Genomic DNA, 24,484 nt, shown 5'->3' with positions numbered 1-24,484 from the left:
CTTGTGGCAGACAGAGCGGAAACCCGATCAGGTAAACAGACATGGCCGACAAACCCGCCAAACTTATCGTCCGGAACGCCGAAGTCCGCGACATCCCCGGCATTATGGAGGTGTCCGAACGCGTTTACGGCCCCGGCATGGGGTATGCGCGAAGCGAGCTGATCGGCCAGCTGAACCGGTTCCCGGATGGCCAGTTCGTGGCCGAGTATGAAGGCGTCATCGTCGGCTATTGCGCGACCTTCATGATCTCGAGCGATGTCGCGCTGAAACCGCATACCTGGAACGAGATAACCGGCGTGGGCTTCGCCGCCCGGCACGACCCGGAAGGCGACATGCTGTACGGCATGGACGTGATGGTTCATCCGGACTACCGGCGCCTGCGCATCGGCGAACGCTTCTACCGGGTACGGAGAGAACTCTGCCAGTGGCTGGAGCTGAAGGGCATCGTCTTCGGCGGCCGCATGCCCGGCTATGCCCGCCACGCGAAGGAATATCCGAACCCGAAAGATTATGTTGCTGCGGTGGTGGATCAGAAGCTGAAGGATCCGGTCATCAATTTCCAGCTGCGCCAGGGCTTCAAGCCAATCGGCGTGCTGAGGAACTACCTGCTGGGGGACGCGCAGTCGAAGGATTGCGCGACGCACATGTTGTGGGAAAACCCGCTGGAGCAGGATAAGATCAAGGCGAAGCCGGGACTTGGCGACACGTCCCTGCCCGAACGGGTGCGCATCGCCACCGTCCAGTTCCAGATGCGCAAGATCAACTCCATCGACGAATTCGAGCAGCAGATCGAGTATTTCACCGACATCGCATCCGACTACAAATCGGACTTTGTCGTCTTCCCGGAACTCTTCACGCTGCAGCTCCTGTCGCTGGAACACCGGCCGCTCGGCCCGGTCGAGGCGATCGAGAAGATCAGCGAGTACACGCCCCGCTTTATCGAGTTCATGGAGAAGCTGGCCGTCTCCTACAACGTCAACATCATCGGCGGGACGCATCCGAGCATGATGGAGAACGGGGATATCTTGAACATCTCCTATGTCTTCCTCCGCGACGGCTCGGTCCATACCCAGCAGAAGCTGCACCCCACTCCGTCAGAGCGGATGTGGTGGAATATCAAGGGCGGCAAGGGCGCCCTCGCCATCCAGACCGATTGTGGCCCGATCGGCGTGATGATCTGCTATGATTCCGAATTCCCGGAACTTGCCCGCCACCTGGTCGACCAGGGCGCGCTGATGCTGTTCGTCCCCTTCTGCACCGACGAACGGCGCGGATACCTGCGCGTGCGCTATTGCTGTCAGGCCCGCGCGGTCGAAAACCAGTGCTATGTCGCCCTCTCCGGCGTGGTGGGAAACCTGCCGAATGTGGAGAACATGGACATCCACTATGCGGAAAGCTGCATCCTGACCCCGTCGGACTTCCCCTTCGCCCGCGATGGCGTCGCCGCCGACACAGCGCCGAATACCGAGACCATCGCGCTGGCCGATCTCTCCCTTTCGGATCTGCTGACCGCCCGCCAGTCCGGCGCCGTGCAGAACCTGAAGGACCGCCGGTTCGACCTCTATTCGGTGAACTGGAAGAAACGCCGCTGACATTCCGCCCTGTTGCAGGCAGGGCGCGCGCTTCCTAGTATTCACCTCATCCTGGAGGAGGATACCGCATGACCCGCATACGCGCCGTTGCCATGGCCACATTGCTGGCAATCCTTGCGGCCTGTGCCACCCCGCCGCCGGAAGCGCCTCCACAAGTCCAGCCGCCCCGTGACCTGCTGGTCGAACTAGGCGATGCCGAAGCTGTGGGTGACCGGGATGCCATGCTGACGCTCGCCGCGGAACTGATGGCGGACCCATCCACCGACATGGCGCTTCAGCAAGACCTCGCAGACCTGATGGCCCGCGAAGGAGACACGGCCGGCGCCCTCGCCGCCTATGAGCAACTGGCCAATGCAGAAACCGCCGCGCCGGAACCGGACTGGGCGCGCCTCATCAATCTCGAAGCCAGGATGGCCGAGATCGCCGCCGCCGCAGGCGACACCGCCACCGCGACAGCGCATGCCGGCCGGGCCGTCGGCCTCGTGGCAGATCATCTCGGCGTCGATCATCCCCGCATGGCGCCCCTGCTCGCTTTCGCGAAAGCCAATGAACTGGACATGATCGCCATCGCCATGACCGGCGGCTTCGCGACGCTGGAAGAGATGGAACTCGCCCTCACGGACGCCATCGAGCGCAGCCGCGATACCGGCGCAGCCATGCCGACAGGCCGCCGCCTGGCCCCGCGCGTGTTCGGGGAAGAGCCGGACTTCGACCTCGTGAAGGTCTTCTACGGTACCGACCGCGCGCCAGACCCCGGCCAGATGCTGGTCGTCGATGGCGAACCGGTCCTGGACGCACGCACCTATTACGGCGCAGAGCGCGGAAAGCTGGAGACCGGCACGGTGATCGTCTCGGTGCCGCGCAACCGCGCGCTTGGCGAGATCCCGAAGCCCAGCGTGCTGCGCTTCGACGTACGCCCGGACCCGGCACGTCATGTGATTGTCGGCGACATGAAGATCCATCCGGACATGGAAGCCTTTGTCCGCGAGATCAAGCTGGAACTCGCCAAGTCCAAGCGCCGCGAGATTTTTGTGTTCATCCATGGCTACAACACCAAGTTTGACGCCGGGATCGAACGCGCGGCGCAGCTTTCCGTCGACCTCGAAATTGACGGTTCGACCGTCTTCTATTCATGGCCGTCAGCCGGCAGCCTCTTCGGCTACAAGGCGGACCGGTCCCAGATCACCGAAGCGGCCGTGGAGGACCTTGAAGACTTCCTGCTCGTTCTGGCGGACAAGACCGGGGCCGAACGCATCAGTGTTGTCGCGCACTCCATGGGCAACGAGTTCCTGACGCTCGCCCTCGAACAGATGACGCGCGACCGGCCCGGCGAAAAACTGTTCAATGAAGTCGTCTTCGCCTCCCCCGATGTCGATGCGGATGACTTTATCGAGCGCGTCTCCGCCATCGACAGCCTCGCCGACGATTTCACACTGTACGCCAGTTCCAAAGACCGCGCGCTTCAGGCCTCCCGGCGCTTCAACGGCACAGGCCGCCGCGCTGGGGATTCTGCTGAACCGGTTCTGTTGCCCGTGCTGAACACGATCGATACGTCCGCGGTCTCCGATGGCGGGCTAGGCCATTCAGACATTTTTGGCGCCGCTTTTACGGACTTCCAGGCCATCCTGTGGCTGAGCCTCGAACCGGACCAGCGCTGCCTGCTCGGCCGGCGTGAGGAAGGCAATGCAGTCGCCTGGGTGCTGGGCACGCCGCGCACGGAGTTCTGCGGCCAGCAGGCCTTCTCCACCGCCATGACCACGATGCGCCGTGTCGGCATGGAAGAGTCCGCGCTGGTCCTGTCCGAACAGGCCGCCGAAGCGGAATCCATCGGCTCGCCCGACGCCCCGCTCTGGCAGTCAGCGCTCAGGATCGTTCAGTGGCTGGGCACCGCCGGCCGGTTCATGCCTGAGACGGCGCCTCAGTAACTGTCCGGTGCGGGTCGGAGTGGTTCCACTCCGCCAGCATGGTGCGCAGCGCCGCGATGAAGGCGATGGGCTGGTCCAGCATGACATGATGATCTGCATGCGGAATGGAAATGAACGGCACCTGATAGCCGAGCAGCTTGCGCATGTATTCGCGCACATCGTCCGGCATCAGCGAACTGGTCTCTCCCCGGATGATCGCTACCCGGCAACGCGCGGCCTGAAGCAGGGCGCCGGGGTCTTTGCCGGGATCGAAATGCGTCCAGATCATGGGATCGAATTTCCAGGTCCAGCCGCCCTCGTCCGCCTTCCGGAGGCTCCAGCGGGCAATATAGTCGACGGCATAGAGGTTCTCGCACAGTTGCGGCGGCGCGAGCCGGAAGCGGCTGAGTGCCGAGGCGAGGTCGGGATAGACCCGGTTCGGGCGGCCCTTGCGGTCCGGCCCGCGGTGCGGCCGCTCCGGCGGATTTACCGGGCTGTCGACGATCACCATGCCGTCAAACCGGTCGCCATATTTCGCGCCGGTCACCAGCGTGACGAAACCGCCAAAAGAGTGTGCCACAATGATCGGCTTGGTCGGCCCGTCGAACAGGCCGGCGGCCTCGGCCACGGCGACTTCCTCTTCCGCGAATGTCGCCATGTCGTAGCTGTCGCGGAAATCGCTGTCGCCCATGCCGGCGAAAGTGATCGCGGCGACGTTGTATTCCTCGGCAAAGTAAGGCGCGATGAAATCCCACCAGTGGGCATGGGCGCCATTGCCGTGGACCAGCAGGAGGCCAGGCGCGCCACGCTTACCCCAGCGCTGATACGTGACGTTCGCGCCCTTAACCTCCACCGAGCCCGTTTCATAAGGCGTGGCGACCGCCTTGCGGAACCATTCCGGCGCAGGCGGCACCGCGCCCTTGAACTCGGCCAGCGGCCCGCCCTCCGAAGGAATCTCCGGCGGCTGGTCCCTGACGATGCCTTTGCTCTCCCCGCTCATTCATTTCTTTCCTTTTTTTGAATTCTGGGACGGGGCTCCTCATCTGGCAAGTCCGGCCCTCGGGGCATATCCGGCACGGCTTTTGCGCCGAATGTCCCAAAAAGGGACAGGACGGCCCATGTTGAAACAGATCAGTCTCGCTTCCGCACTCGCGCTCATGGCCGGGTCCGCCTCCGCCAGCCCGGAACTGGCCGAACTCTGGGGCGCGAAAGCCGCTGCCCTCGCCGGGGAGTCCGCACCGCTGCTGGACACGGCCCGGCAAGGCCGCCTGCCGGTGCTCGACGAAGATTATGTGATCGAGGTGGAGCGGTTCGCCTTTAATGCCGCGAGGCTGGGTAACTGGACGGTGCAGGCCGGTGTGCCGGCGGCGATAGGATGCAGTTTCCGCAGCCTTGGCGAGGAGGCCGAGATCGAACTTGAGGCGCTGGAAGGCGCCCGGTCGGCGCGCGCCTCGGCCGAAGCCCTGAATGGTCTCATGAGCCTGTTCGAAGATGCCCGCACTCTGTCAACTGCCGCTGCCTGGACTGCCCGGCATGGGAGCGGCCATCCGGTCGCGCTCGGCCCGCCTGCAGCCTGTCCGGAAACACCTGCCCGTCTCGACCGCGTCGCGGTGCGCTGACCCTCAGGGCCGGAACACGGCCGCCGGGTCTTCCAGCAATTCATAGGCGACATGCGCCTTCAGCTTTTCGGTGAGCGAAACTGCGTCGCCCTGCAGCGTCTCCGGATCGATCATCTGGCCGAAGGTCATCCGCATTTTCGAGCCCTGCTTGTTCAGCAGCTCGTGGAACAGGGTTATGTCGCGCAGCTCGCCGCTGAGATTGCAGAGCAGGTAATAGAGCCGCGAATTCCACGCATCGAGGTTCAGCGGCAGGATCGGCGCTTTCTGCTTTTTCGCAAGGCCGATGACGGTGGAGAACCAGTCCTTCTCAATCAACCGGTCGCCTTCTTTCCGCGCGAGGCGCCCGGACGGGAAGATGACGACGCACTTCTCTTCCGAGAAGGCTTCCCCTGCCCGTTTCAGCGTTTCGCGCGCCTTGGCGGGGGAGCGTTTCTCCATCACCCATTCGACCGGGATGATCACATCCTCGAACTTCGGATTGACGCGGATCGCATCCGCATTCGCAAAAAAGATGATGTCGTCGCGCACCCGCTTCAGCAGGTCCCAGACGGCGACCCCGTCGGCGAGCCCGGTCGGATGGTTCGCGGCGACGATCAGCCGGCCTTCGCGCGGCATCCGTTCGATGCCTTCAACAGTCAGGTCAAAGGCGAGCTGGCGGGACAGCCGGTCAAAGGATTCGCGGCCATTCAGCGCGACAATCTCGTCGGCCATGCGCCGGGCCTTGTCGTAGCCGAGCATGGAATAGAGCACCGGGCGCACCAGCGGCCAGGCCGGGCTCGCCCGCAATTTCGGGCAGCGCTCCTCGATCAGCACATCCACGATGTGCAGGTCATCTGGCGTGTCGACATCCAGGAAGGCCGACTTCCGCGGCGCCAGATTTTTTTGCGGGAGTGTTTCGTCACTCATTTTCGGGCGTTTCTCCAGAAAACCAGCATAAGCCAAGCCGGAAACCTGCGGAAGCGCCGCAAACAGCCCCTTTTTACAAGGGGATTCAGGCCATTTCCGACCCCGTTTGCGCGTTGCCCCGGCAATCGCAATTCATTGAGTTTTCAACACTTCTGAAAGGAACGCTTTACTAAGCCGTAAGCTGCGCGTGGCAAAGTGAACGCACATCGGGGGCAGGTTAAGGACCAGCCACAAAGGAAAGGCATCGGGGTAGATTTTATGAAAGTTCTCTGGGTTGAAGATCACGCGCCGGTGCGCGACATGCTGGCCATCGCTGCGGACAAGGCTGCCCGCTCGCGCGTGCAGGTCGACCTCGTCTTGGCGCCGACGCTGATGGCTGCGGAATCGCGCCTGCGTCTTGAGCGTTTCGACCTTGTCGTCCTAGACCTCGGCCTGCCGGACTCCATCGATCCGGACATGACGATCGCCCGCATAGCCAATATGGGCAAATACCGGATCGCCGTCGTTTCCTCGATGGATACGCGCGATCAGGCCGTTGAAGCGGCCCTGCGTTGCGGCGCCAACATCCACCCGGAAGCCATTTTCAAGGCCGGCCTGCCGTTCAACCGCTTCATCCAGAGGCCGGACAGTTTCGAGGATTTCCTCATGGACCTGATGCCAACGGCCGCCGACACGCCGGCCATGCGCGTGCGCGCTGCCTGATCCCTTATGCTTGCCCTTCGGGGCCAGAGCTTGCTAAGCCGCTCGGAACCACTTCCGGGCGGTTTTCTTTCGCCTATCACTGACGGGAAACAGCCTCGGCATGGATTTCTTCACTTCAGCGCCGATCACGTCCAGCCTGCTGCTGGCCAATATTGTCGCCAGCATGATCGGCTTCGGCGCGACGGATTTCATCAACCAGAACTCGCTCTGGATCCAGCCGATCCGCGAACAGCGCCAGTGGCACCGCGTGCTCACTTCCGGCTTCCTGCACGTGAACGGCATGCACCTCTTCGTAAACATGCTGACGCTCTATTATTTCGGTCCGCCACTGGAGAGCGTATTCGGCAGCACCGGGTTTGCGATCCTCTATTTCGGCTCCCTGCTGGGCGGATCCTTCTGGGAAATCATCGATAAAAGCCGCCAGCCGGATTATCGCGCGATCGGGGCCTCCGGCGCCATTTCAGGCCTGATGTCGGCTGTCGGCATCCTGTTTCCCTTCGCGACGATCTACCTGATGTTCGCCCTGCCGATCTGGGCCGGCCTCTATGCCCTGCTCTTCATCGTCATCAGCTTCATCTATTCCCAGCGCGAGAACACGATGATCGCCCACGGCGCTCACCTTGGCGGCGCGGTCGCCGGGATCGTGCTGACGCTGGTCCTGAAACCTGACGCGTTCGGCAGGCTGATGGACCAGATCGCCCGGCAGTTTGGCTGAACCATTCATGGGAAACGTGCTCCGCCAGTACAGGGAACGTGTGGACGCAGGTCTGCTGACTAATGATCCCGTACAGGCAGAAGCGGCCGAATTACTGGACGACCTCGCCCGGCGCCTCGCCAATCCGCCGAAGGGCGGCTGGTTCTCGAAGCCGGAACCCGTGCGCGGACTTTACCTCTGGGGCGGGGTCGGGCGTGGCAAGTCCATGCTGATGGATCTGTTCTTCGAGGATGCCGCGCCGAAGGCGAAACGCCGGGTACACTTCCATGAGTTCATGGCCGAGATCCAGGACCGGCTGGATACCTGGCGCAAGATGCCGGAGGACGACCGCAAGCGCTCGCCATGGCGCGTGAAGAGCGCCGGCGACGATCCGATCCCGCCGGTCGCCAAGCAGGTCGCCACCGAGGCGCAGCTGCTCTGTTTCGACGAATTCCAGGTGACGCAGATCGCCGATGCGATGATCCTCGCGCGCCTGTTCGACCAGTTGTTCTCGCGCGGTGTGACCATGGTGGCGACCTCCAACCGCGTGCCAGATGATCTTTATAAGGATGGCATCAACCGCCCCCTCTTCCTGCCGTTCATCCAGCACCTGAAAGAGCGTTGCGATATCTTCCACCTGGCCTCGGACCGCGACTACCGGCTGGACCGGCTGATCGCCGCGCCGGTCTGGTATTCGCCGCTGGGGCCGGAGGCCGATGCTTCGCTGGAAGAGGTCTGGACCCGGCTCACCTCCGGCGCGCATGCCCAGCATGTCACGCTGACGGTGAAAGGGCGCAAGCTGGAGGTCAGCCGAGAGGCGGCCGGCGTGGCCTGGTTTACATTTGAAGAACTCTGCGCCCGTCCGCTCTATTCGCGCGATTACCTGACCATCGCAGCGAACTTCCACACGATCATCCTGCAAGGCATTCCGCAGCTCGGCGCCGACAAGCGCAATGAAGCCGCGCGTTTCGTCGCCCTGATCGATGCACTCTACGAAGCAAAGATCAAACTGGTGGCGAGCGCAGCGGCAGAGCCGGAAACGCTGTACCCGGAAGGGGACGGTGCCTTTGAATTCGAGCGGACGGTGAGCCGCCTGCACGAGATGCGCTCAACCGACTACCTCGCCGAGGAACGCGTCGAGATCAGCGTCGACTGACACGGCGCTTGGACTCCTTGCCGTCGCCGCTCAGCAGGTCTTCAGCAACAGCACGCATGACCTTTCCCATTTCGGTCATCGGTTCGGATAACGGCGAGCCTTCGCGCCAGATCAGCCCGATCTTGCGGCGGGCGAGCTTGTGCCGGATCGGCCGGACGACCTGGGTCGGATCGCGCTGGGCCTCCACCACGGCATAGAGGTTCGGCAGGATCGCCACCCCCTCCCCCATGCTGGCGGTCTGGCGCACGGCGTCCAGCGACGTGCCTTCATATTCGGTACTGATGTGCGCGCCCGCGGCATCCGCCAGCTGCTGGATGATCAGGCTGAGCCGGTGACCGGGCCCAAGGCTCAGCAATTCCCGACCGCGCAAGGCTTCCACATCGACCGGGCCGTTTTGGGCGGACAATTCATCTTCCTGCGCGGCGCAGACAAACAGCGTCTCCTCGAACAGTTCCATGAAAGCGCTGCTGGCATGGTCCTCCGGTGTCGAGATGATCATGTCGAGTCGGCCATCGTTCAGGCGCTCATTGAGGTCTGCCATCCGGGATTCATGCACACTCATGCGCAGTTCCGGAAACAGGCGGTGAAGTTCACGGACAGCGCCTGGCAGAAGGTATGGCCCGATGGTCGAGACCGTGCCCAGCCGGTAGCGCCCGGCCACTTCCCCTGCAGGCCGCAGGGTGAACGCCTTCAGGTCCTCGACCTGGATCAGGATGGCCCGGGCCCGGCGGACGACCTCCTCTCCCAGCGGGGTCATGAAGGCGCCATGACGGCCGCGCTCGACGAGCACGGCGCCCAGCTGCTGCTCGGCTTCAGCGATCTGGGCCGACAGGCTCGGCTGCGACACGTTCAGCCGGCGCGCCGCTTCATGGAACTTTCCGGTATCGGCCACGGCGACCAGGTATTGCAGCTGTCTAAGCGTTGGGCGCATTGGGGAATCCCTGTTCAGAAACGGGTCATTATTGATAGTTTTTTCTTATTGAAACAAGAGAGTTTTTATATTGGAACTATCTATTGCGCCACGCCAGATTACAGCGATCAGACCCAAGGAGCCTGCTTTCTGTGTACATACTGATGGCATTTAATCTGAGTGCGTGTCGTCACTACAGTGAAGTGACCCGGTCTGTTGTGGACCCACCGTCCACAAACTGAGCGCCCACCGCGCACGTTTCCTCCCTCCTCCAATCCAGTATCCCCCCCAGCATCGAAAGGAGTTTCGCATGCCGCGCTTTGCTGCAGGCGTTGTCCGCTTCCAGAACAATGTCTACCCTGAAAAACAGGGTCTTTTTGAAGAGCTCAGCAAGGGCCAGTCCCCTGAAGCACTTTTCATTGCCTGTTCCGACTCCCGTGTCGAAACGGCCATGATCACCCAGACCGAGCCGGGTGAACTGTTCATCTGCCGTAACGCAGGTAACATCGTTCCACCGCATACGGAGAACACCGGCGGCATGACGGCGTCCATCGAATACGCCGTCGCTGTCCTGAAAGTTCCGCACATTGTGGTCTGCGGCCACACCGAGTGCGGTGCCATGAAAGGCGCGATGAATCCGGAAGGCCTTGAGGGCCTGCCGCACGTCGCAAAATGGCTCGGCTATTCCAAGGCTGCCGTGGATGTTGTCGACAGCATCGCTGAAGACGAAACCTCCCCGGAAGAGCGCATGAAGATGCTGATCGAGCAGAACGTCCTGCTCCAGCTGCAGCACCTGCGCACCCATCCGAGCGTTGCCGCCGCCCTCGCAAAAGGCACGACCGAGCTGCATGGCTGGGTCTACGACATCCGCTCCGGCGAAGTCGAAGCCTGGGACGAGGCCGAAGGCAAATTCATCACCATCGACTCCCGTTACGCCGCCCAGATCCGCGAACTCGCGGGCGACCATACCTGCGCGGCGTGAAGCGGGTCCTGAACGAACGGATCCAACCATATGTCTTCCTCCCAGACAGCTGCGCCCGGCGGGCGCAGCCCCTTCTTTGACCTCTCGAACATGAGAGGCGACCTGTTCGGCGGCCTGACCGCCGGCATCGTCGCCTTGCCGCTGGCGCTTGCCTTCGGTGAAGCCTCAGGCGCCGGCCCCATCGCCGGCCTCTGGGGTGCCATTTTCGTTGGTTTCTTCGCTGCCCTGTTCGGCGGCACCGGCTCGCAGGTCTCCGGCCCGACCGGCCCGATGGTCGTCGTCTTCGCCGGCCTCTATGCGGCGCTTGGCGGCAACCCGACGCTGGTTTTCGCGGCCGTTGTTCTTGCCGGTATCCTGCAGATCGGCTTCGGCGTGCTGAAGTTCGGCCAGTATGTGAAACTGGTCCCCTACCCGGTGATCTCCGGCTTCATGAGCGGCATCGGCGTGATCATCATCGCGCTGCAGCTCTCCCGCCTGTTCGGCCACGAGCCTGACGGCGGCGGCACGATCCCGGCCTTCACCGCGGTGCCGGGCGCCGTGATGGACCCGAACCTGATCGCCGTCGGCATTGCCGCGATGACGCTGTTCATCGTCTTCACCTGGCCGAAGAAGTTCGCCGCCTACGTCCCCGGCCCGCTCGCGGCGCTGGTGATCGGTACAGTGGTCAGCCTCTTCATTCCGGGCGCGCCCGTGCTGGGCGATATCCCGACCGGCCTACCGGAATTCGTCCTGCCGAGCTTCAGCACGGACACGGCCCTCGTGGTGCTTGAAGCTGCCTTCATCCTTGCGGTGCTCGGTTCCATCGACAGCCTCCTGACCTCGCTGGTCGCAGACAATATGACCCGGACGCGCCACGACTCCGACAAGGAGCTGATCGGCCAGGGTATCGGCAACACGATCGCCGGCATGTTCGGCGCCATCCCGGGTGCCGGTGCCACGATGCGGACCGTGATCAACATCCGTTCGGGTGGCCGCACCCGCATTTCAGGCGCAACCCATGCGCTCGTGCTGCTGGCCATCGTGCTCAGCCTCGGCCCGCTCGCCTCGCAGATCCCGCACGCCGTTCTGGCCGGTATCCTGGTGAAGGTCGGCTTCGACACGATCGACATGTCCTATATCAAGCGTGCCCACAAAGGCCCGCGTTGGGACCTCGCCCTGATGGTGCTTGTGCTTGGCCTGACGGTCTTCGTCGACCTGATCACGGCTGTGGCTGTCGGTGTGGTCCTCGCGGCCCTCGCCTTCATCAAGAAGCTGGCCGACGACCAGATCGCCTCCGTGCAGCACGAGGCCCCGCCCCAGTCCAGCGAAGAGGAAGTGACCCTTCTCTCCCGCTGTGGCGGCCGGGTGATGCTGTTCGACTTCGGAGGCCCGCTCAGCTTCGGCGCAGCGGCTGACCTTGGCCACCATGTCCGCAGCCGGGCTGGCGACAAGGTCGAGATCATCGTGCTGGACTTTGCCCGCGTGCCCTTCATCGACGTCTCCGCCGTCCGCGCGGTCGAGACGATCATCGAAGACGCACACGACGCCGGCAAGGATGTCTACTTCACCGGCATGAGCGAGGAGGTCGAAGCCGTCCTCCACCGCTTCGCCGCCGACCAGGTGCCGGGCAGTGAGGACAAGCGTTTCGGCAAGCGCCGCGACGCCCTCACCGCGGCGCTCACCCGCCTAGATGAGAAGCCGACCCCCGTACCGGCCGAATAACAGGAGAGCCCCCCCGTTCCTGACCTTCGCCCCGCGCCTCCTCTCTCCAGGCGCGGGGCTTTTTTTTTGCGCGGAATTCCCCCGAAATTCCACCTAAAACCCCATGGCTGCACCTCTTCCCTAAGAAGGCCGCAATTCCTATCTATACCTGAGCGCGATGAAACTCATGCGCATTCCGGTACAAGACGTCGCCGCCAGACGGGGCTAAACAGTTCCGGACATTCCAAATTGGAACCATCGCCGGTTTCACGGGATAGGTTCCGGAAGGAGGATTTTAGAGATGGCAAACAAGATTGCTGCCAGTACGAGTATGACGCTCAGCCCCGAACAGGGCCTCAGCCGTTATCTCACCGAAATTCGCAAATTTCCGATGCTCGAAAAGAACGAGGAGTTCATGCTGGCCCGGCGCTGGCGCGAGCAGGAAGACACTGAAGCCGCCGAGAAGATGGTGACATCCCACCTGCGCCTCGTGGCCAAGATCGCCATGGGCTATCGCGGCTATGGCCTGCCGATGGCCGAAGTGATCTCCGAGGGTAATGTCGGCCTGATGCAGGCCGTGAAGAAATTCGACCCGGACAAGGGCTTCCGCCTGGCAACCTATGCCATGTGGTGGATCCGCGCCGCGATCCAGGAATACATCTTGCGCTCGTGGAGCCTGGTGAAGCTCGGCACGACGGCCGCCCAGAAGAAGCTGTTCTTCAATCTGCGCCGCCTGAAAGGCGAGATGCAGGCGCTGGAGGAAGGTGACCTGAAGCCGGAACAGGCCAGGCTGATCGCCGAGAAGCTCAATGTCTCGGAAAGCGAAGTCTATTCGATGAACGGGCGCATGTCCGGCTCCGATGCCTCGCTGAACGTGCCGATGGGCACCGATGGCGACATGGAATGGCAGGACTGGCTGGCCGATGACGAGCCAGGCCAGGCCGAGGAATTCGCCAACCAGCAGGAATTCGATGCCCGGATGGACCTCCTCTCCGCGGCCATGGAAGACCTGAACGAGCGCGAACGCCACATCCTGACCGAGCGCCGCCTGACGGACGACCCGAAAACGCTGGAAGAGCTGTCGGAAGAATACAATGTCTCCCGCGAGCGCATCCGCCAGATCGAGGTCCGCGCCTTCGAGAAACTGCAAAAGGCCATGAAGCGCATGGCCAAGGAACAAGGCCTGCCGACGGGGAATTAATCCCCGCCGGCGGTCTCCACCACGTTCTTCACCGCCTCTTCCACATCCTCATCTTCCAGGATGTCCGTTGGGTCGACACCCAGCACGACGGAGACGATCAGCGCGCCGACGGCCACCGCAAACACGATGATCGCGACCAGTCCGCCGCCGATGCCGAGCGTGCGGGCGAGATAGTTCGTGATTTCCTCATAGCGGAACACGCCCACGGCCGCGACGACGAAGCCGCCGATCTTGGCGGCATATTCGATCTGGCTGGGATAGGAGCGCAGGTGGAAGAAGACGAGCAGCAGCGTCCAGACCCCGAAGCCCAGCGCCACAAGCGGCGCGACAATCGTATAGGCACTCGCCGAGCCTGATCCGGTCAGCAGCGCCATGGTCTGCAAATACGCCGCGTTCAGCAGCGGCCAGATCAGCATTACCGATCCACCCAGCGCAAGACCGAAGGAAATGCCGGACGGCGTCGCCCCGTGCAGGCGCTCCAGCCCCTTGCGGTATTGCACTAGCAGGATGCCGATGCCGAGCAGCAGCAACAGGAAGAACACTTTTACCGGCATGACCCAGCGGTGCACCGCCCCGGTGACCGAAGGGGATTGGGCAGCAAGCCTGTTGAGACGCTGGCGGAATTCCGCCTTGGCCGTGCAGCAGTCGCGGATCGACATGCGCTCCCCTGCCGGGAAACAGAGCAACGCCGCATCAGCCGCCACGGAATAGCGCAGCCATTCCTGATCGCACTGGGCCTGGTATTCGCCGAGGCCGCGGTCAACCCCCGAAAGGATGCGCATGCGGGCCAGCACTTCCTTCACCGGCGCAATCGGCGGCGTCTGCTCTGAGGCGGGCACGCCGCGATCCGCAGCCAGGGCTTTCGGCGCGATTTCGAAAACGGACCGGGCCTCCGAGGACTCAAACGCATCTGAAATCAGCCATGCCCCGAGCAATGCGACCAGGAGGCTCGCCCCAAGCACAATGCGCCCATACTTAAGCTGGCCGCGCCACATCGCATCGACCAGCAACACGGCCGGCTGCCAGAAGGCGACCAGCGCCAGCAGGCCAGCCACAGGGAAGAAGATGAAATTCTGCGAATCCAGCGAGGCCAGCCGCAGGGCCAGGCCCGAAGCGCCGAACTCCCCAAGCAGGAAGCCGGTTTCCAGCAGGAAGGCGAGGTATAGCAAGCTGAACAGGATGGTGACTGCCATGCGGCTGCCAACATGAGTCTTGGTCATGCGCGGATCTCCCCTTCCGCTTTCTGAAGTGCCTTACTCCTACCGCAATCTTCAGCACAAACAACACATTACGTTGACGGCCCGCGCCCCTGTCTATTTCCGGGAACCGGGCTGCCTTCTCAGCCGTTTATCGCCCAAGACCTGACCACACGCCCCGAAAGGAGGTTTGAAATGAAATTCAGACTCGTCACCACCGCGCTGGCCGCTGCCATGGGCGCAGGCCTGATGGCCTATGCCGACCCGCCGCAATCCCGCCCGGGCGACCTGCCGCCGGGTCTGGCCAAGCAGGGCAAGATACCGCCGGGCCACGCCAAGAAAATGTGGAAGAAGGGCGAATACCTGCCCGCGGACTATCGCACCGGCCACTATTTCGAGGACTGGCGCCGCTATGACCTGGAACCGGCCCCTCCGGGCTATCGCTGGGTCGTGGTCGACCAGGACGCCTACCTGATGGAAGTCACAACTGGCCTTGTCGCCAATGCCATCATTGATCTGCTCGACTGATCGTAAACCCCAGCGATTGATCGCAGCAGACGGAGCGGGCATGGGTAACCCCATGCCCGTTCTTCCTGTTTCTGACCCTGCCGACCCCCGCGTTGCGGCCTACACCTCCATCCGCGAGAAGGACCTGACCTCCGGCCATGGCGGGCGGTTCATTGTCGAGGGCAAGGTGACGCTGGAGACGTTGCTGACGCGCTCGCGCTTTGCCATTGAGAGCCTGTTCCTGGCCGAGTCCCGGATGGAGCCGCTGGCAGAGCTGCTGGCAAAAGTGCCTGCCGATGTGGCGGTCTACACCGCCCCGCAGGAGGTGATGGATCAGGTGGCCGGCTTCCCTATGCACCGCGGCGTGCTCGCCTGTGGCCTGAAAGGCAATATTCCCCAGACAGACGAATTTCTTGCCAGTCACTCGCCCGCCTCGCCGCTCCTGCTCCTTTCCGACATTTCGAACCACGACAATACGGGCGCCTGCTTCCGCAATGCCGCGGCCTTTGGCGCGGGCGGCGTCCTGCTGGACGAACGCTGCTGCGATCCGCTCTACCGCAAGGCCATTCGCGTCTCGTCCGGGGCGAGCCTATTCCTGCCCTATGCCCAAGGCGGGACGGGCTTGGACATGGTAAATGCCGTCTTAAACGCGGGCTATACCGTCTGGGCCATGTCACCTCGGGCTGAAGCCGCCTCAATGCAATCCCTACCCGTGCCGGACAGGCTCGCGATCCTGCTTGGCGCCGAGGGGCCAGGCTTGCCGGATGCTCTGATCAAGGCCGCTACGCCCGTGCGCATCCCCATGTCGGACGGCTTCGACAGCATCAATGTGGCAACCGCCGGAGCGATCGCACTGGCGCATGTGTTCGGGAAATCGGGCTGAGGTGACTCAAGAAAACGCCCTCCCCGGTTATGCCGGGAAGGGCGAATGGGGGACCCCCTGGTGTGATAGAGCCGCCCCGAGAGAGCCTCAGAATACGCGTGGACGTTCCGCCTTGTCGAGATGGAGACCGCACTCGGTCTTGTTCTGGCCTGCCCAGCGGCCGGAGCGCGGATCCAGCGGGTCCGATGCCGGTCGCGTGCACGGCCAGCAGCCGATGGACGGGTAGCCCTGATCGACCAGCGGGTGGCGCGGGAGGTTGCGCTGCTTCATGAACAGTTCGACGTCGTCGGCCGTCCAGCCGGCCATCGGGTTCACCTTGTAGCGGCCGTTCGCAAACTCGAAGACGGGCAGCTTCATCCGCTCGCCGCCATGGAAACGCTTGCGGCCGGTGATCCAGGCGCTGAAGCCTTCCAGCGCCGGTTCCAGCGGGCGCACCTTGCGGAGGGCGCAGCAGGCATCGGAGTCCGACTTCCAGAGCTTGTTGTCCGGATCGAGCACCTTGCGCTCGGTCTCGTTCGGCGGAATTGAGCGCACACCGGTCAGGCCGAGGCGGTCGATCACTTCGTCGCGATAGTCCAGCGTCTGTGGGAAATGCATGCCCGTATCGAGGAAGATCACCGGCAGGCTCGGGTCCACTTCGGCGATCAGTGACAGCATGGCCACGCTCTCTGCCCCGAAGCTCGACACATAGGTCAGTTGTTCCGGCCATTCGCGCACCATGGCGACACGCAGAATGGTCTGGGCCGAGGCTTCGCGCAGCTCGCCGTTCAGGCGGGCGAGACGGGTCTCGGTATCCTCTTTCTGCCGGAGTTTGATATCGCCATAGGGCATCAGGTCAGGTTCCGTGTCTTGCGTGGAACACCGAGACCCGGCCATCGGCCGCGGGCTGGTAGGTGTCCCGGAATTCATTCAGGGCTTCCAGAACACTAGGTAGTTCAGCGCGGGCGGTTTCATAAGCGTCGAAGCCTGAACGGTTCATGTAGAAAATCTGATCGCGCAGTACGTGTCCCACCGCGCGCAGCTCTCCCGTATAGCCATGACGGCGGCGCAGCAGCTGTGCCTGGGAGTAGCCGCGGCCATCGGTGTATTTTGGGAACGAGATCTCAACCAATTGAATCCATTCAAGAAATGGTTCCAGAAGCTCCGGATCGTCTTCCGGAACGAGGCGTACACCGACCGGCGCATTGCGCCCGGCGAGGCTTTCCGCCAGTTCCAGGAAACGGGCCAGCGGCAAGGTCACGGCCTGGTCAGGCTTTAGATCTTCTTCACCTTCCTGCCCGGCAAACAGCCAGATATTCTCGATTTCTGCACCATCCTTAAGCAGTGGCATAGAGGGCCTCCTTGAACGGGTCGGCGCCGACGCGCTCCAGCGTGTCGATGAACAGCTCATCGGGAGATGTGCGCAGTGCCATATAGGCGTCAATGATGCGCTTGACGGCGCCGGGCACGTCCTCCCCTTTCAGGGCAGGCCCGGCGATGGCGCCGATGGCGGCTTTCTCGTCCGCCCGGCCGCCGAGGCTGATCTGGTAGAACTCCTCGCCTTTCCGGTCGACGCCGAGAATGCCGATATGGCCGACATGGTGGTGGCCACAGGCATTGATGCAGCCGGAAATGTTGATGTGCAGCCGCCCGATCTCCCGCTGGTATTTCGGATCGGCGAAGACTTCCTGCACTGCCTGCCCGATCGGAATCGACCGCGCATTGGCGAGGTTACAGTAATCGAGCCCCGGGCAGACGATCAGGTCAGTGATCAGGCTCTCATTCGGCGTCGCGAGTCCGGCGGCATCGAGCGCCTGCCAGATCGCATAGAGATGCTTCACCGGCACATGTGGCAGGACGAGGTTCTGCGCGTGGGAGACGCGAATGTCGTCATAGGCGTAGCGTTCGGCGAGACCTGCAACGATTTCCATCTGAAGATCCGTCGCATCGCCCGCCGCGCCGCCGATCGGCTTCAGGCTGACGGTGACGGAGGCATGGCCCGCCTGCTTGTGCGGATGCAGGTTTACCTCCGCCCACTGGGCAAAGTCCGGCTCGGCGGCCTTGGCGGCCTCGAACGCGTCGGTGCCATCTTCGGCGTCGAAAGCCGGCGGGGCGAAATAGGCATGGATGCGGTCGATCTCGGCCTGCGGCAGGTCGATCTTCTCATGCGGGCGCTGGGCGGCGTATTCGGCCTCCACCTGGCGCGTGAACTCTTCCGGGCCAAGCTCGGCCACGAGGATCTTGATCCGCGCCTTGTACTTGTTGTCCCGGCGGCCATAGCGGTTGTAGACGCGCATGATTGCCTCGACATAGTCCAGAAGCTCCGCCTCCGGAACAAAATCATTGACTAGCGCGGCCAGCAGAGGTGTCCGCCCCTGCCCGCCGCCGACATAGACTTCGAAGCCGACTTGCTCGCCGCGCTTCACGATGCGCAGGCCAATGTCGTGCACGGCAATCGCCGCCCGGTCCGCCGCAGCCGCCGTAACCGCGAACTTGAACTTGCGCGGCAGGAAGGCGAATTCCGGATGGAAGGTGCTCCACTGGCGGATGATCTCGCACCAGGGGCGCGGGTCCATCACTTCGTCGGCCGCAGCACCCGCGAAATGGTCGCTCGTCACGTTGCGGATACAGTTGCCGGAGGTCTGGATGGCATGCATCTCGACCTCGGCGAGGTCATTCAGCGCATCCGGAATGTCCTTCAGGGCCACCCAGTTGTACTGGATGTTCTGGCGCGTCGTGAAATGGCCATAGCCACGGTCATATTTGGTAGACACTTCCGCCAGGCGACGCAGTTTCGCGCCGTTCAGCTGGCCATAAGGAATTGCGACGCGCAGCATGTAGGCGTGCAGCTGCAGGTACACGCCATTCTGCAGGCGCAGCGGCTTGAACTCGTCCTCCAACAGTTCGCCCGACAGGCGGCGGTTCACCTGCCCGCGGAACTGTTCCACGCGGTCCTTCACGATCCGGGCATCGAATTCGTCATATCTGTACATTAGGCCGCAACCTCTCTTGCGTGCGGGATGCCGAGCGCCGCTTCGGTGCGGCTGACCCAGCGCTCGACCGCCGGGAACTCGGAAAGATCGAAACCGCCCTCATGGGCGAGGCGCGTATAGGCGACGAGCGCAATGTCCGCGAGCGTCATACCCTCGCCGACAATCCAGTCGGTGAAGGTCAGCTGCATCTCCATCACGCCGAGGGCCCGGCGGCCCTTGGCCATCAGGTTCGGATCGATCTCATCATCGGATTTCTTCAGGTAATGCTTGTGGAACCGGCGCACGGCGATGGCCGTCTCGTGAGAGTATTGCTCCCAGAACAGCCAGCTCATCATCTTGGCGCGCTTGAAGCCATCCGCCGGGATCAGGTCGCTTCCTGCCTCTTCCGCAATGTAGAGCATGATCGCATTAGATTGCGGCAGGGTACGACCGTCCGGCCAGCGGGCGACCGGCACCTGCCCTACCGGGTTCACGGCCAGGAAGTCTTCCGTCTGCGTACCGCCTTTCAGGATATCCACTTCGACCCAGTCGAAGGGAATGCCCAGATAATTGGCCGTCCATTTCGGCTTCTGGCAGTTGCCGGAAATGGAGTCGCCATAAAGCGTCAGGCGGGTGATGGGTCGGGTCGGCATCAGGCATCGGCTCCATAGGCGACGGTCGGGCCGGTGGCGCGGATGGTTTCACGAATGGTTTCGCGGCCGGTGATCCCGCCGGTTTCGGTCACTTCCATGAAGTACGGATCGGTCACCTTGCCTTCCTGCTTCAGGGCTTCGGCGAGGCGGGCCTCGGCGATGTCTCCGGTGAAGGCGGCAGCCTTGCCGACATCGTCAGACCAGGTGCCGACTTCCGTCATCCAGACGGATTTGCCGGTCGCCGTTTCCCAGGCCGTCACGGCTTTCGGAGTCTCGGGCTTCAGTTTCGGGCGGACGGACGTCATGCGGAGACAACCTTCTGAGTAGGAATGGAGGCTTCAGTGGAAACAGGTGCGGCGACAGGCCCGGCGCGCAGGCCCGCCACTTCGCCGATGATCAGCAGCGCCGGGCCCTTGATGCCATGGGCCTCGATCAGCTGGGGCAGTTCTTCCAGCATGCCATAGGCGCGGACTTCATTTTGCCGTGTGCCGTTCTCGATCACGGCGACCGGCGTCTGCGGCGCGCGGCCGGCTTCGATCATTTTCTCGGCAATCGCGGCGGAGGTGCCGACGCCCATATAGACGCTGACGGTCTGCTCACGCCTGGCGAGCGATGCCCAGTCGAGGTCCGGCACGCCGCCCGCTTTCGCATGGCCGGTCACGAAGGTGACGGCCTGGGCATGGTCGCGGTGGGTCAGCGGAATGCCGGCGCTTGCCGCACATCCGAGGGCGGAGGAAATGCCCGGCACAACGAAAGCGGAAATGCCTGCAGCCTCAACGGCGTCCAGCTCTTCCCCGCCCCGGCCGAAGATGAAGGGGTCGCCGCCCTTCAGGCGCACCACGCGCTTGCCCTCGCGGGCGGACTGGATCAGCAATTCGTGGATCTGGTCCTGCGGCACGGAATGGTTGCCCTTCGCCTTGCCCACGGAGATGCGGTCTGCATCGCGGCGGATGAGGGAGAGAATCCCATCCGAGACGAGCCGGTCGTAGTAGACCACGTCCGCTTCCTGGATCAGACGAAGGGCTTTCAGGGTCAGGAGTTCCGGATCGCCGGGGCCGGCGCCGACAATGTGCACAACGCCCGCTTCCGAAGGCGCGAAGAGTTCGGCGCGCATCGCGGCTTCAGCGCCGGTCAGGTCTCCGGCATAGGCGAGCTCAGCGGCGCGCCCCGTCAGCGTGCGTTCCCAGAATTTGCGGCGGGCGGAAAAATCCGGCAGCGCGGCTTTCACCGTGTCGCGCAAGCGGCCAGCGAGCGCGGCGAGATCACCGATGCGCGCGGGCAGCAGCGCTTCGAGTTTTGTACGGATGGATTTTGCCAGCACCGGCGCCGTGCCGTTCGATCCGATCGCGGCGACAATGTCGCCCCGGTCCAGGATGGAGGGCACGGTGAAGTCGCAGAGCTCCGGCCGGTCGACCACGTTCAGCGGCACGCGGGCCGCGCGGATGACGGCAATGGCGTCCGGATTGTCTTCGGCGACGATGGCGAGCCGGGCGGTCTCCAGCGCTTCAGCCAGGCCGTCCATGGTCATGGTGGCCGCCTTCGAAGCCACCGCATGATCATGCGCTGGTCCGGCATGATCCGATATGATCACGGGCAAGGCGCCAGCAGATGCGAACAGGCGCAGCTTGCGCAGGGCTTCCTCGCCGCTTCCGACGATGACGACCCGCTGGTCCTGCAAATTAAAAAACGCTGGAAACTGGCGCATGCGCACAGAGCCCCTATTTAGCAAAGCTGATCAACACGCTGCCAAAATGGCTCTTGACGGGAGAGAGACAACTGGCAACCCCTACAGCGATGCTTTAGAGAAACTATTTATGGCCGAACCAACTGACCGTTTGCCCCCGCTGAACGCCCTTCGTGCCTTCGAAGCAGCCGCCCGGCGCCTGTCATTCACACAGGCAGCCGATGAACTAAATGTGACCCCGGGGGCCATTTCCCAGCAGATCCGCCAGCTGGAAGACTATGCCGGAACGCCCCTGTTCAAGCGTACGGGTCGTTCAGTTTTGCTTACAGATGCGGCGCAGGCGAGCCTGCCGCTGGTGCGCGAAGCCTTCGAGAGAATTTCTGAAGCAGGCCGCATCATGCAATCCCCCGCCCGCAAGGGCCGGGTCATGGTCTCGTGCGCCCCCAGTTTTGCGGCCAAGTGGCTCGCCCCCCGCCTCGACAAATTCCACCAGCAGCACGGCGGAATCGAGGCCTGGATCAGCGCAGATACGGGCCTGACCGACTTCACTACCGCCGACGCAGACTTCGCCATCCGTTACGGCCGGGGCGTGTATGACGGGCTGAAATCGGAAAAACTGCTCGATGAAACCGTTTTGCCGGTCTGCTCACCCGCCATGCTGGACGGGCCGGACGCGATCCGCCGCCCGGAAGACCTGAAGAACCACACCCTGCTCCACGATGAGAGCACGGAGGTCGACCCCTCCTGCCCGGACTGGGCCAGTTGGCTACGGGCACGCAAGGTAGAGGGCGTGGACGCCAGCCGTGGGCCGCGCTTCAACCAGGCGATCCTCGTGATCGAGGCCGCCGCCGCCGGGCGAGGTGTAGCCCTTGCCAAGCAAGCCATCGCAGCGTCTGACCTTGCCTCCGGCCGCCTCGTCGCGCCATTTGCAGACGGGTCGACAAGCATCGATTTCGGCTACTGGCTGGTCTGGCCGAAAGGGCGCCACCTCAGCCCCGACGTTCGGGAATTCATCAAATGGATCAAGGCAGAAGCCGCCGAGACGGAAGTGGTCGGCGTCTGAGCTAGAGCGCCGCGTCGAGCAGCAGGTAAGCCGCGAGACGCGGGCTGGCATTGCGGCTGGTCCGCTGGGTCTGCTCCAGCGCGTTCAGCGCGTCGTCCTGCTCCATCTCAACGAAGTTCGCTGCCAGTTCTCGCAGGTCATCGTCATTGCGCAGGCGCTGGGTGATGCGCTCCACCTGACGGCCGGCCTGTTCGAGGATCGCCGCCTTGCGCTGCTGTTCCCCCTTCCGGGCCGCCTCGGCGATCTTGCGCTTCATCTTCGGCTTGAAGGTCTCCGGCAGCTGGATGCCGGACGATTGCAGGCGAGCGATCAGCCGGTCGGCCACTTCCTCGCGGTCGCGCGGCAGCGGATCGTCCCGGCTCATGTCGGAAATGATATCGCGCCAGCCCATTTCGCCGGACTGTTCCGCCTTTGAGGCGGGCGGCGTGACGACGGCCGGCGGGGGCTCCGCAGCAGCCGGTTTTGTTTCGGGCGCTGGGGTTGCAGCTGCCGCCCCTGCTTCCGCTTGCAGGAAATCCGTCGCACGGCGCAGCGGGTGCGGCGGTGCGGCAGGCTCTTCCTTCACATCGTCGAAACGGCGGCGCAGCGTGACCGGGTTCGGATCCTTCGGATCGACGGTCTTGCCCAGCTCCAGCGGTGCGTCCTTTGCGTCCGGTTCCGGCGCCTTGTCTTCCGTCTTTTCCTGCCCGGCCGAGGCAAGCAGGTCCGCGGCTGCATCGAACAGGTCTTCGTCAGGATCGGTGGCACGGCGTGGCGGCGCGGGGCGTTTCGGCGCCTCGTCCTTCAGGGAATGGCCATTGGTGATCGAATAGCCATTTGTGTGGCTCTTGCCGTTCATATGGCTACCATTCACCGGCTCGCGGCTGGAAGATGGTGCTGGTGCAGGCTCCGGGCGCGGCTGCGGCGTCACGGTAGGCGGCGGAGCCGGCTTTTCCGGTGCAGGTGCAGGCGCCGCCTGCTGGACAACCGGCGGCGGGTCTTTAGCCGGCGGTTTCGGTTTCTGGCCTTCCAGCACGGCAGAGCGGTCGATCCGGGCAACTTCGGCGCGGGCCGCAAACTCGGTGCTGCGGAGCGAGGCCGCAGCTTCCTGGCCGGCCTGGCGCAGCCGGGCCAGCGCTTGGGCGGCTTCTTCCGCGGCGGCGCGGGTCGACTGGTTGATTTCATGATTGGCCTGACGCGCGCCTTCGATCGCGGAGGAGACAGCGTCCTTGAGCGCGTCTCCGGTCGTCATGGCGGCAGCGGCAGCGATCTCCCCTGCCCGGACGGCCGTATCGACCGTACGGCGGGACTGGTCGAGCTTCTCCTCGATCTGGCTGATCGCGAAGGTCAGCGTCTCGGTGCGGGCGCCAGCTTCGCGGGCAAGATTATCGAGGTCGAGCAGGCGTGCGGCCAGCGCTTCACTGGCCGAGCGCATGGCCTCAAGCTGGTTGTCCAGCAACTCATCTGCCTGCGAGATTTCAGTGGTCGCCGCGCGTGCCGCCGCGACCATGGCCTCGGCCTGGCGCGGGATCGCGTCGTTCATCTGATTGAGCTGGCTGCGCAGGTCACGGGCAAGGCCTTCCAGCGCCTGGCGTTCCGCAGAGAGGCGCTCGGTCAGGTCGCGGGCATTGTCGGCGCTGGCATAAGCGACGGATTCGAGACGCATGCGCTCATCGCCGATCTCGCCCGACATGGCCTTCATCGCCGTCAGGGCATGCGCCATGGCATGATCGATCTCGGCAGCGGCCTGTTTCATCTGCTCGGCAAAGGTAATGCCCTCGGTGCCGGCCTCGCGGGCGGGCGCCATCAAGCGGGTCGCAGCCGACATGACGAGGGCGTTCGCCGCACTCGCACGCCGGTTGGTTCGGCCCATATACCCGGCCATGACCAGCAACAGCGCGGGCACGGCAATGCCCATCGCCCCGCCTGCCAGGACGAACGGGTTAAGCGCCATCAGCGCGGGGACACCATAGAAGCCGAGGATCACACCGGCAGCCGCACCGATCCACATGGACGCAGCCACGAATCCGCCCACGACCATCCAGCTGCCACCATGTTGTGCCAGCTCGAAATATTCCGATGCCTCTTGCCTGGCCAGCAAATCCCGGCCAGAGGGCCGAGCTTCGGTGTTTTCGCTCATACCACCCTTATACCGCGTCAAACCTTCCGGCGCGAGACCGGAATGCTTAACAGCAAAGGGCCAACCGCCAGATCGTTATTTG

The 24,484-nt window shown here is 63.5% G+C and carries 23 protein-coding genes; 12 read left to right on the top strand and 11 right to left on the bottom strand.

What is annotated here, in order from left to right:
* The first annotated feature begins 41 nt into the window (after positions 1-41).
* Entirely contained in the window at positions 42-1,592 is a 1,551-nt protein-coding gene (locus HY26_RS05870) for a bifunctional GNAT family N-acetyltransferase/carbon-nitrogen hydrolase family protein (protein ID WP_034769424.1), read from the top strand.
* Between the two features lie 68 nt (positions 1,593-1,660).
* Positions 1,661-3,517, top strand: a complete 1,857-nt coding sequence (locus tag HY26_RS05865; RefSeq protein ID WP_051600313.1) for an alpha/beta hydrolase — start codon at positions 1,661-1,663, stop codon at positions 3,515-3,517.
* Here the strand turns inward: HY26_RS05865 and HY26_RS05860 are convergent.
* Positions 3,492-4,496 (bottom strand): alpha/beta fold hydrolase, encoded by a 1,005-nt coding sequence (locus HY26_RS05860; protein ID WP_081813228.1) that lies wholly within the window; start codon positions 4,494-4,496, stop codon positions 3,492-3,494. The two genes, HY26_RS05865 and HY26_RS05860, sit on opposite strands and share 26 nt — an antisense overlap.
* Positions 4,497-4,614: 118 nt before the next feature.
* Here HY26_RS05860 and HY26_RS05855 point away from each other — a divergent pair, with 118 nt between their 5' ends.
* Complete coding sequence (locus HY26_RS05855) at positions 4,615-5,115, top strand: hypothetical protein (RefSeq protein ID WP_034769432.1); 501 nt, start codon at positions 4,615-4,617, stop codon at positions 5,113-5,115.
* A gap of 3 nt (positions 5,116-5,118) precedes the next feature.
* Here the strand turns inward: HY26_RS05855 and HY26_RS05850 are convergent, their stop codons facing one another.
* Positions 5,119-6,021, bottom strand: a complete 903-nt coding sequence (locus HY26_RS05850; protein ID WP_081813229.1) for a GNAT family N-acetyltransferase — start codon at positions 6,019-6,021, stop codon at positions 5,119-5,121.
* A gap of 258 nt (positions 6,022-6,279) precedes the next feature.
* Between HY26_RS05850 and HY26_RS05845 the strand changes: the two genes are divergently transcribed.
* The 3 genes from HY26_RS05845 (at position 6,280) to zapE (ending at position 8,573) form a co-directional block, all read left to right on the top strand.
* The gene (locus HY26_RS05845; RefSeq protein WP_034769435.1) at positions 6,280-6,723 is read left to right on the top strand and encodes a response regulator transcription factor; all 444 of its coding nucleotides are present in this window, start codon (positions 6,280-6,282) and stop codon (positions 6,721-6,723) included.
* 100 nt (positions 6,724-6,823) lie between these two features.
* On the top strand, positions 6,824-7,438 hold the full coding sequence (locus HY26_RS05840; RefSeq protein ID WP_034769437.1) for a rhomboid family intramembrane serine protease: 615 nt from the start codon (positions 6,824-6,826) through the stop codon (positions 7,436-7,438).
* Between the two features lie 7 nt (positions 7,439-7,445).
* Positions 7,446-8,573 (top strand): cell division protein ZapE, encoded by a 1,128-nt coding sequence (gene zapE / locus HY26_RS05835; RefSeq protein WP_065383122.1) that lies wholly within the window; start codon positions 7,446-7,448, stop codon positions 8,571-8,573.
* On the opposite strand, the gene HY26_RS05830 is transcribed toward zapE, so the two are convergent.
* Positions 8,560-9,504, bottom strand: coding sequence for a LysR substrate-binding domain-containing protein (locus HY26_RS05830; RefSeq protein WP_051600314.1), 945 nt, complete (start codon positions 9,502-9,504; stop codon positions 8,560-8,562). The two genes, zapE and HY26_RS05830, sit on opposite strands and share 14 nt — an antisense overlap.
* A gap of 289 nt (positions 9,505-9,793) precedes the next feature.
* On the opposite strand from HY26_RS05830, the gene HY26_RS05825 reads away from it, so the two are divergent.
* The 3 genes from HY26_RS05825 to rpoH all read left to right on the top strand — a co-directional run bounded on the left by HY26_RS05825 (position 9,794) and on the right by rpoH (position 13,346).
* Positions 9,794-10,465, top strand: a complete 672-nt coding sequence (locus HY26_RS05825; RefSeq protein WP_034769442.1) for a carbonic anhydrase — start codon at positions 9,794-9,796, stop codon at positions 10,463-10,465.
* 30 nt (positions 10,466-10,495) lie between these two features.
* Positions 10,496-12,166, top strand: coding sequence for a SulP family inorganic anion transporter (locus HY26_RS05820; protein ID WP_051600315.1), 1,671 nt, complete (start codon positions 10,496-10,498; stop codon positions 12,164-12,166).
* Between the two features lie 280 nt (positions 12,167-12,446).
* Positions 12,447-13,346: an RNA polymerase sigma factor RpoH gene (gene rpoH, locus HY26_RS05815; protein WP_034769445.1), complete on the top strand. Its 900-nt coding sequence runs from the start codon at positions 12,447-12,449 to the stop codon at positions 13,344-13,346.
* Here rpoH and HY26_RS05810 read toward each other — a convergent pair.
* Positions 13,343-14,566 carry a hypothetical protein gene (locus tag HY26_RS05810; protein WP_065383123.1) on the bottom strand — a complete coding sequence of 408 codons (1,224 nt, stop codon included), beginning with the start codon at positions 14,564-14,566 and terminating at the stop codon, positions 13,343-13,345. The genes rpoH and HY26_RS05810 overlap by 4 nt on opposite strands.
* A gap of 171 nt (positions 14,567-14,737) precedes the next feature.
* Here HY26_RS05810 and HY26_RS05805 point away from each other — a divergent pair, with 171 nt between their 5' ends.
* On the top strand, positions 14,738-15,070 hold the full coding sequence (locus tag HY26_RS05805; RefSeq protein ID WP_051600316.1) for an RcnB family protein: 333 nt from the start codon (positions 14,738-14,740) through the stop codon (positions 15,068-15,070).
* A gap of 52 nt (positions 15,071-15,122) precedes the next feature.
* Positions 15,123-15,932 (top strand): RNA methyltransferase, encoded by an 810-nt coding sequence (locus HY26_RS05800; RefSeq protein ID WP_034769447.1) that lies wholly within the window; start codon positions 15,123-15,125, stop codon positions 15,930-15,932.
* Positions 15,933-16,019: 87 nt separating this feature from the next.
* Here HY26_RS05800 and HY26_RS05795 read toward each other — a convergent pair whose 3' ends face one another.
* From HY26_RS05795 to cysG, 6 genes are read right to left on the bottom strand one after another with little or no spacing between them, the layout of a single operon-like run.
* Positions 16,020-16,763 carry a phosphoadenylyl-sulfate reductase gene (locus HY26_RS05795; RefSeq protein WP_034769448.1) on the bottom strand — a complete coding sequence of 248 codons (744 nt, stop codon included), beginning with the start codon at positions 16,761-16,763 and terminating at the stop codon, positions 16,020-16,022.
* Between the two features lie 4 nt (positions 16,764-16,767).
* A complete protein-coding gene (locus tag HY26_RS05790) occupies positions 16,768-17,262 on the bottom strand; it encodes a DUF934 domain-containing protein (protein ID WP_065383124.1) in 495 nt (164 codons plus the stop codon).
* Positions 17,249-18,904 (bottom strand): nitrite/sulfite reductase, encoded by a 1,656-nt coding sequence (locus HY26_RS05785; RefSeq protein WP_034769454.1) that lies wholly within the window; start codon positions 18,902-18,904, stop codon positions 17,249-17,251. Before HY26_RS05785 ends, HY26_RS05790 begins: the two co-directional genes overlap by 14 nt.
* Positions 18,904-19,536, bottom strand: coding sequence for a glutathione S-transferase family protein (locus HY26_RS05780; protein ID WP_112073097.1), 633 nt, complete (start codon positions 19,534-19,536; stop codon positions 18,904-18,906). The genes HY26_RS05785 and HY26_RS05780 overlap by 1 nt, the downstream gene beginning before the upstream one ends.
* Positions 19,536-19,841, bottom strand: coding sequence for a DUF2849 domain-containing protein (locus HY26_RS05775; protein ID WP_034769457.1), 306 nt, complete (start codon positions 19,839-19,841; stop codon positions 19,536-19,538). The genes HY26_RS05780 and HY26_RS05775 overlap by 1 nt, the downstream gene beginning before the upstream one ends.
* Positions 19,838-21,241 (bottom strand): siroheme synthase CysG, encoded by a 1,404-nt coding sequence (gene cysG / locus HY26_RS05770; protein ID WP_065383125.1) that lies wholly within the window; start codon positions 21,239-21,241, stop codon positions 19,838-19,840. Before cysG ends, HY26_RS05775 begins: the two co-directional genes overlap by 4 nt.
* A gap of 109 nt (positions 21,242-21,350) precedes the next feature.
* On the opposite strand from cysG, the gene gcvA reads away from it, so the two are divergent.
* A complete protein-coding gene (gcvA, locus tag HY26_RS05765; protein WP_034769465.1) occupies positions 21,351-22,283 on the top strand; it encodes a transcriptional regulator GcvA in 933 nt (310 codons plus the stop codon).
* A gap of 1 nt (position 22,284) precedes the next feature.
* On the opposite strand, the gene HY26_RS05760 is transcribed toward gcvA, so the two are convergent.
* Entirely contained in the window at positions 22,285-24,402 is a 2,118-nt protein-coding gene (locus HY26_RS05760; RefSeq protein ID WP_112073096.1) for a hypothetical protein, read from the bottom strand.
* Between the last annotated feature and the right edge of the window lie 82 nt (positions 24,403-24,484).

It is taken from the genome of Hyphomonas sp. GM-8P, assembly GCF_003263315.1.
In the GTDB taxonomy this organism is placed as follows: Bacteria; Pseudomonadota; Alphaproteobacteria; order Caulobacterales; family Hyphomonadaceae; genus Hyphomonas.
Note: the sequence above shows the minus strand (reverse complement) of the source record. Positions and strands in the feature narration are given on the sequence as shown.

Excerpts from the sequence above, each read along its gene's own strand:
- HY26_RS05870 (WP_034769424.1), top strand. The coding sequence starts at position 42 with ATGGCCGACAAACCCGCCAAACTTATCGTCCGGAACGCCGAAGTCCGC.
- HY26_RS05865 (WP_051600313.1), top strand. The coding sequence starts at position 1,661 with ATGACCCGCATACGCGCCGTTGCCATGGCCACATTGCTGGCAATCCTT.
- HY26_RS05860 (WP_081813228.1), bottom strand. The coding sequence starts at position 4,496 with ATGAGCGGGGAGAGCAAAGGCATCGTCAGGGACCAGCCGCCGGAGATT.
- HY26_RS05855 (WP_034769432.1), top strand. The coding sequence starts at position 4,615 with ATGTTGAAACAGATCAGTCTCGCTTCCGCACTCGCGCTCATGGCCGGG.
- HY26_RS05850 (WP_081813229.1), bottom strand. The coding sequence starts at position 6,021 with ATGAGTGACGAAACACTCCCGCAAAAAAATCTGGCGCCGCGGAAGTCG.
- HY26_RS05845 (WP_034769435.1), top strand. The coding sequence starts at position 6,280 with ATGAAAGTTCTCTGGGTTGAAGATCACGCGCCGGTGCGCGACATGCTG.
- HY26_RS05840 (WP_034769437.1), top strand. The coding sequence starts at position 6,824 with ATGGATTTCTTCACTTCAGCGCCGATCACGTCCAGCCTGCTGCTGGCC.
- zapE (WP_065383122.1), top strand. The coding sequence starts at position 7,446 with ATGGGAAACGTGCTCCGCCAGTACAGGGAACGTGTGGACGCAGGTCTG.
- HY26_RS05830 (WP_051600314.1), bottom strand. The coding sequence starts at position 9,504 with ATGCGCCCAACGCTTAGACAGCTGCAATACCTGGTCGCCGTGGCCGAT.
- HY26_RS05825 (WP_034769442.1), top strand. The coding sequence starts at position 9,794 with ATGCCGCGCTTTGCTGCAGGCGTTGTCCGCTTCCAGAACAATGTCTAC.
- HY26_RS05820 (WP_051600315.1), top strand. The coding sequence starts at position 10,496 with ATGTCTTCCTCCCAGACAGCTGCGCCCGGCGGGCGCAGCCCCTTCTTT.
- rpoH (WP_034769445.1), top strand. The coding sequence starts at position 12,447 with ATGGCAAACAAGATTGCTGCCAGTACGAGTATGACGCTCAGCCCCGAA.
- HY26_RS05810 (WP_065383123.1), bottom strand. The coding sequence starts at position 14,566 with ATGACCAAGACTCATGTTGGCAGCCGCATGGCAGTCACCATCCTGTTC.
- HY26_RS05805 (WP_051600316.1), top strand. The coding sequence starts at position 14,738 with ATGAAATTCAGACTCGTCACCACCGCGCTGGCCGCTGCCATGGGCGCA.
- HY26_RS05800 (WP_034769447.1), top strand. The coding sequence starts at position 15,123 with ATGCCCGTTCTTCCTGTTTCTGACCCTGCCGACCCCCGCGTTGCGGCC.
- HY26_RS05795 (WP_034769448.1), bottom strand. The coding sequence starts at position 16,763 with ATGCCCTATGGCGATATCAAACTCCGGCAGAAAGAGGATACCGAGACC.
- HY26_RS05790 (WP_065383124.1), bottom strand. The coding sequence starts at position 17,262 with ATGCCACTGCTTAAGGATGGTGCAGAAATCGAGAATATCTGGCTGTTT.
- HY26_RS05785 (WP_034769454.1), bottom strand. The coding sequence starts at position 18,904 with ATGTACAGATATGACGAATTCGATGCCCGGATCGTGAAGGACCGCGTG.
- HY26_RS05780 (WP_112073097.1), bottom strand. The coding sequence starts at position 19,536 with ATGCCGACCCGACCCATCACCCGCCTGACGCTTTATGGCGACTCCATT.
- HY26_RS05775 (WP_034769457.1), bottom strand. The coding sequence starts at position 19,841 with ATGACGTCCGTCCGCCCGAAACTGAAGCCCGAGACTCCGAAAGCCGTG.
- cysG (WP_065383125.1), bottom strand. The coding sequence starts at position 21,241 with ATGCGCCAGTTTCCAGCGTTTTTTAATTTGCAGGACCAGCGGGTCGTC.
- gcvA (WP_034769465.1), top strand. The coding sequence starts at position 21,351 with ATGGCCGAACCAACTGACCGTTTGCCCCCGCTGAACGCCCTTCGTGCC.
- HY26_RS05760 (WP_112073096.1), bottom strand. The coding sequence starts at position 24,402 with ATGAGCGAAAACACCGAAGCTCGGCCCTCTGGCCGGGATTTGCTGGCC.